This window comes from Serratia sp. A07, from assembly GCF_058725505.1.
In genome coordinates this window covers 1-4,764 of the sequence record NZ_JBZXDO010000085.1, presented here as the reverse complement: position 1 = coordinate 4,764, position 4,764 = coordinate 1, and the positions used below count along the sequence as shown (strand labels likewise).

The following is a 4,764-nucleotide window of genomic DNA, read 5'->3' as shown; positions in this document are numbered from 1 at the left end:
TATCCGATTGATATGAGTTTTTAGGTAAGAAAGCAGGGAAAGTATAAGTCGTGGCGATGAAGGGGGAAAGTACTTCGCTGCGCAGCAGACGAGCTCACGCCGCAGGAGCCTGTACATAGATTTGTGTAATTGCCTGATTTTGATATGTTCAACCCAACATCAAAAACAGGTTAATTTATGGACGAAAAACAGTTGCAGGCTCTGGCTAACGAACTGGCCAAAAATCTCAAAAACCCTGAGGATCTCAATCAGTTCGATCGCCTGCTAAAGAAAATCAGCGTCGAGGCAGCGCTCAATGCTGAAATGACCCATCACCTTGGCTACGATAAAAATCAGCCGAAACCGACGACCAACGCCCGCAATGGCTACACCCAAAAGACCGTTATCACTGGCGATGGCCCGCTGGAGTTGCGTACGCCCCGCGATCGTGAGGGTTCCTTCGAACCTCAACTGGTGAGGAAGTACCAGACCCGGATCACGGGCATGGACAACCAGATTTTATCGCTGTACGCCAAAGGAATGACCACCCGCGAGATCGCCGCCGCGTTTAAAGAGCTCTATGACGCCGATGTCTCGCCGGCGCTGGTCTCAAAGGTCACCGATGCCGTCATTGAGCAGGTTGTCGAATGGCAAAATCGGCCGCTGGATGCAGTCTATCCCATTGTTTACCTTGACTGTATCGTCCTTAAAGTTCGGCAAGACAGTCGCGTCATCAACAAATCCGTGTTCCTGGCACTGGGTATCAATATCGAAGGCCAGAAAGAGTTGCTGGGTATGTGGCTGGCCGAAAATGAAGGTGCCAAGTTCTGGCTTAACGTACTGACAGAGCTGAAGAATCGCGGTCTGACCGACATTCTCATCGCCTGCGTTGACGGCCTGAAAGGCTTCCCGGACGCCATCAACGCGGTATATCCGCAGGCCCGTATCCAGTTGTGCATCGTGCACATGGTGCGAAACAGCTTGCGGTTCGTCTCCTGGAAGGACTACAAAGCCGTCACCCGTGACCTTAAAGCCATCTATCAGGCCACCACGGAAGAAGCCGGTTTGCAGGCGCTGGAAGCGTTCTCCAGTGCCTGGGACAGCCGTTATCCGCAGATAAGCCGTAGCTGGCAGGCGAACTGGGCCAACCTGGCCACGTTCTTCGCGTACCCAACAGACATCCGCAAGGTGATCTATACGACCAACGCCATAGAGTCGCTAAACAGCGTGATCAGACACGCGATCAAAAAGCGAAAGGTGTTTCCAACGGATGACTCAGTGAAAAAGGTCGTGTGGCTGGCGATCCAGGCGGCCTCGCAAAAATGGACCATGCCGCTGAGGGACTGGCGCATGGCAATGAGCCGCTTTATTATCGAGTTCGGTGACCGCCTGGACGGTCACTTCTGAGAAAAGGCAGTTACACAGAATCGTGTACAGGGTCCGCCGCAGGCGTGCTACTGTTCGCATAGTAAACAATCCCTAATGGTGTATCCAACCTCTTCAGCGCTGCAGTGCCTGCCAATGATTGTGCATAGTTGATAATCTCCTGCTCAGACAGCTTCTCTGCCGCAAAGACTTTCGTCGTCCCCGTCTTATTGCCCCCACCCTCGCCCAGCACCTGTTCGAACTGCTTACCAAACACATTCAGCTTACTTTCTTTCTGCTTCGGATCAAACACCTTGACCAACTGGTTGGTGCTGACCTTCTGCATATCCCGCAGATAGTCTGCCGTTTTGGTCGACAAATTCGCACCGGCCGCCGTCTCTCCCTTGATAAAATCGGCAACAGGCTGAGTATTGGGGTTTTACGCCGGAACCCTCGAAAATTTTGTCACGTTTGTCACTTAATTGATGGCCATTGCTGAGCAGCATGAAGCACTCGCAGAACAACCAAAGTATCGTTTTCATCGTCAATATGGAAAACCATCAGATAGTTCGGGCGTACAACGATTTCACGCGTACCGCGCATACGACCGACTTTGTAAAGCTTCGGGTTCCGAGCGGCAATTTCGACTTTGGTTTTGAAAGCTTCATCCAGATCAAGTGCCGCTTGAGGGTTATCCAGGGCAATGTAATCAAAGATATTTTCCCGGTCAGCCTCTGCCATTGGTCGCCAGACAATTTTCATCTGTTCCCCATACGCTTGCGTAAGGCTTCACGTTTTGCCACAAATTTGGCTTCCACAGCGTCATGCGGAATGTCAGGGCGAGGATCGTCAATGCTGGTCTGAACCTGTTCGCGGAACCATACGTCATAGGCGGCAGCTTCATGCGCCCGTTTCAAAGCTTCGGCGCGATCGGGCCGCCGGGCCGTATTGATGGCGTCGGGGGTATAGTTCGATGAATCCACATCGAACCGCGCTATACCGATGTCCTTCAGATACGACACCAGCGTTTCAAAACGGCGGAAAAGTCGCACATTGCGACTGCGCTGGGCAGCCAGTGGGCGCTCCAGCATACCGTATCGTACCATGATGGCCCAACCACCAGGCTGACCGACGATATGTGCCCCCCGAACGGCACCGGCTTCAACCAGGCGGGATAATGTCGTGTGATCGATGGTTTCTGCTGACATAAAAGTGACCTCGATAAATGATGCATTGCGACTGATAGATATCAGTATTGCAAACTACAATAAATCGCACAACAAGCAACAGAAATAAGGCGCCTGTGTTTACCATAACGCCACATTACACGCCCTACATTGGAAAGTGACAGACGTGACAAAATTTTCGAGGGTTCCGGCGTAAAACCCCAAAACCGAACCGGCTTCGCCGGGCTACCGGCGCCCCTCTCCTGAAGGTGTACTTTTTAGCGGCGGCTGGCGCCTTCATGCCGCTTTGCGGCATTCAATTAAAGTGTACATTTCGAGTATATTTTCAGAGGTATTATTGCAACACTACATCGAAACATCTATGATGCACTCATAATGTACATAAAACACACTTAATGAGGATTTGTTTAGTATGGAAAAAGAACAAAAAACATACGCAGGTAAAATAATTGCAGTTGCAATTAAGAAAGGTGGTACTGGGAAATCAACTATCAGTATGAATATTGCCCCTGAGATCCAGCCTGATAACTTTTACGATACAGATGACACGCCAGCAGTAAGTACATTCAATCAGTTCAGGGAAGAACACAAACGCTGGAACGTTATACGACTGACATCTAAATCAGGTGGTAGTGTTGATCAATTCATAAGTGACTTACTTGAAGCAAGGGAACAGGGGAAAAGTGTTCTGATTGACTGCGGAGGCTTCGATTCGGCACTGACACGTACAGCAGTGGCCGCCGCTGATTTGATTCTGTCGCCGGTTAATGATGACCCTTCTGATATATTGGGCTTGCAGGAGTTCAGCTTGGTTCTTAAGGAAATATCAACAGAGATGGGTGTGAACAAAACCGCCCATGTATTACTAAACAAGGTTCACCCCTCGCGGACAAATTTTAAAGATATCGATAATTACCTCAGCCAGTTTAACAATCTGGTTCGTCTGGATACGGCTATCCCACTCGACAAAGCGGTTCCCGCAAAATTTGGCGAAGGGTTGGGTGTAGTTGAACATATAACAACCAGGCACGGTAGGGTAGGTAATGCGATGCGCTCACTTTTCCTTGATATCCGCACAGCATTAGAGCAGACAAAGTAAATACTTTAATAGTATATTATATGTACACTTTAAACACAATAAAGGTATTTAAATGACATCTAAAAAAGACATGTTTTCCCGTCTGGCTAATGTTTCTAAAAATGCTCCTTTGCAGGAGAGCACATCAAAAACGGCAACGAGCCAGAATGCTGAATCAGTAAGAGAGCAACAGAAGAAAGTTAAGGTAGGTCGTAAACCCAAAAACCTCCAAATCCCAGAAGATCTCTGGCAAGCGTATGAACAACTGAAAAGCAACAACATTACCAGCCTGCTCATGACCCCTTATATTCTTGAGGCGTTTAGAGAAAAACTTGCCCGTGATGGGGCTTTTGATAAAAAATAATGTACATTAAGTGTATTTAAATAACACACTTAAAATATTTTTTTTGTACCTTTTTCACCATAAAAGTCCTATGCAGAGTACAAAAAAAACCATGGATGACTGCGCTTTTTTTAATGAGAAATAGGAAGATCTTTCCAGCGAGTTGTCCATGCGGGTGACAGCATCCCGCGTTTCATCTTCCAGCCCTCGGGTTTGTCGGGGATACCTTGTCCCGCAAACCACACCTTGCCCTTGCCGCTGTGGTTCAGCGAGTCGAGCAGCTGCATCAGCTGCTCGCTGTTCTTGCGCGGCGGAGCTTCATCGAACAGCCCGAACTGCGCCACCCGCTCACTGTGAAAGTTGCTGAGCATCACACCACACTTCTGGTAGCGGTGACCGGCGATAAACACTGCATCCAGCGCCCTGACGGCCGCCTTGATGATATCGCGGCTGTCCTGCGTTGGCGTCGTCAGCGTTGTCGTGGCCTGGTTGCCATAGTAGGTTTCATTGGCGGCGAACGGGCTGGTGCTGACAAACACTGATACCCGGCTGCAGAACTGGTGTTCGCCGCGCAGCTTTTCTGCCGCGCGTTCGGCGTGCGAGCAGACTGCCTGGTGCAGACTCTCACGGTCGGAAGGTTTCTCTCCGAACGAGCGCGAGCAGACGATTTGCTCCTTGGGGGCCGCAAATTCCTCCAGACCCAGGCAGGGAATGCCGTTCAGCTCACGCACGGTGCGTTCGAGTACCACCGAGAACTGCTTGCGCACCATCGGAGGCGGCATGTCGGCCAGCTGCAGCGCGGTAGTGACGCC

Annotated in this window: 7 protein-coding genes; 3 read left to right on the top strand and 4 right to left on the bottom strand. The window is 50.1% G+C overall.

Translation table 11 applies throughout. From position 1 onward, the window contains the following. The first annotated feature begins 177 nt into the window (after positions 1 to 177). A complete protein-coding gene (locus tag AC4PR2_RS27515) occupies positions 178 to 1,386 on the top strand; it encodes an IS256 family transposase (protein WP_492175857.1) in 1,209 nt (402 codons plus the stop codon). A gap of 10 nt (positions 1,387 to 1,396) precedes the next feature. On the opposite strand, the gene AC4PR2_RS27510 is transcribed toward AC4PR2_RS27515, so the two are convergent. The 3 genes from AC4PR2_RS27510 to relB all read right to left on the bottom strand — a co-directional run bounded on the left by AC4PR2_RS27510 (position 1,397) and on the right by relB (position 2,552). Next, on the bottom strand, positions 1,397 to 1,723 hold the full coding sequence (locus AC4PR2_RS27510; RefSeq protein ID WP_492175856.1) for a hypothetical protein: 327 nt from the start codon (positions 1,721 to 1,723) through the stop codon (positions 1,397 to 1,399). Between the two features lie 95 nt (positions 1,724 to 1,818). After that, positions 1,819 to 2,106: a type II toxin-antitoxin system RelE/ParE family toxin gene (locus tag AC4PR2_RS27505; protein WP_492175855.1), complete on the bottom strand. Its 288-nt coding sequence runs from the start codon at positions 2,104 to 2,106 to the stop codon at positions 1,819 to 1,821. Further along, complete coding sequence (gene relB, locus AC4PR2_RS27500; protein ID WP_492175854.1) at positions 2,103 to 2,552, bottom strand: type II toxin-antitoxin system RelB family antitoxin; 450 nt, start codon at positions 2,550 to 2,552, stop codon at positions 2,103 to 2,105. Before relB ends, AC4PR2_RS27505 begins: the two co-directional genes overlap by 4 nt. Positions 2,553 to 2,943: 391 nt before the next feature. On the opposite strand from relB, the gene AC4PR2_RS27495 reads away from it, so the two are divergent. Together AC4PR2_RS27495 and AC4PR2_RS27490 are read left to right on the top strand one after the other, a co-directional pair. Next, a complete protein-coding gene (locus tag AC4PR2_RS27495) occupies positions 2,944 to 3,630 on the top strand; it encodes a ParA family protein (protein ID WP_492175853.1) in 687 nt (228 codons plus the stop codon). 52 nt (positions 3,631 to 3,682) lie between these two features. Beyond that, the gene (locus AC4PR2_RS27490; protein ID WP_492175852.1) at positions 3,683 to 3,973 is read left to right on the top strand and encodes a molecular chaperone; all 291 of its coding nucleotides are present in this window, start codon (positions 3,683 to 3,685) and stop codon (positions 3,971 to 3,973) included. A 110-nt stretch (positions 3,974 to 4,083) separates the two neighbouring features. On the opposite strand, the gene AC4PR2_RS27485 is transcribed toward AC4PR2_RS27490, so the two are convergent. Further along, positions 4,084 to 4,764: DinB/UmuC family translesion DNA polymerase (locus tag AC4PR2_RS27485; RefSeq protein ID WP_492175851.1), on the bottom strand; the 681-nt coding region annotated here is incomplete at its 5' end.

Excerpts from the sequence above, each read along its gene's own strand:
- AC4PR2_RS27490 (WP_492175852.1), top strand. The coding sequence starts at position 3,683 with ATGACATCTAAAAAAGACATGTTTTCCCGTCTGGCTAATGTTTCTAAA.
- relB (WP_492175854.1), bottom strand. The coding sequence starts at position 2,552 with ATGTCAGCAGAAACCATCGATCACACGACATTATCCCGCCTGGTTGAA.
- AC4PR2_RS27495 (WP_492175853.1), top strand. The coding sequence starts at position 2,944 with ATGGAAAAAGAACAAAAAACATACGCAGGTAAAATAATTGCAGTTGCA.
- AC4PR2_RS27515 (WP_492175857.1), top strand. The coding sequence starts at position 178 with ATGGACGAAAAACAGTTGCAGGCTCTGGCTAACGAACTGGCCAAAAAT.
- AC4PR2_RS27505 (WP_492175855.1), bottom strand. The coding sequence starts at position 2,106 with ATGAAAATTGTCTGGCGACCAATGGCAGAGGCTGACCGGGAAAATATC.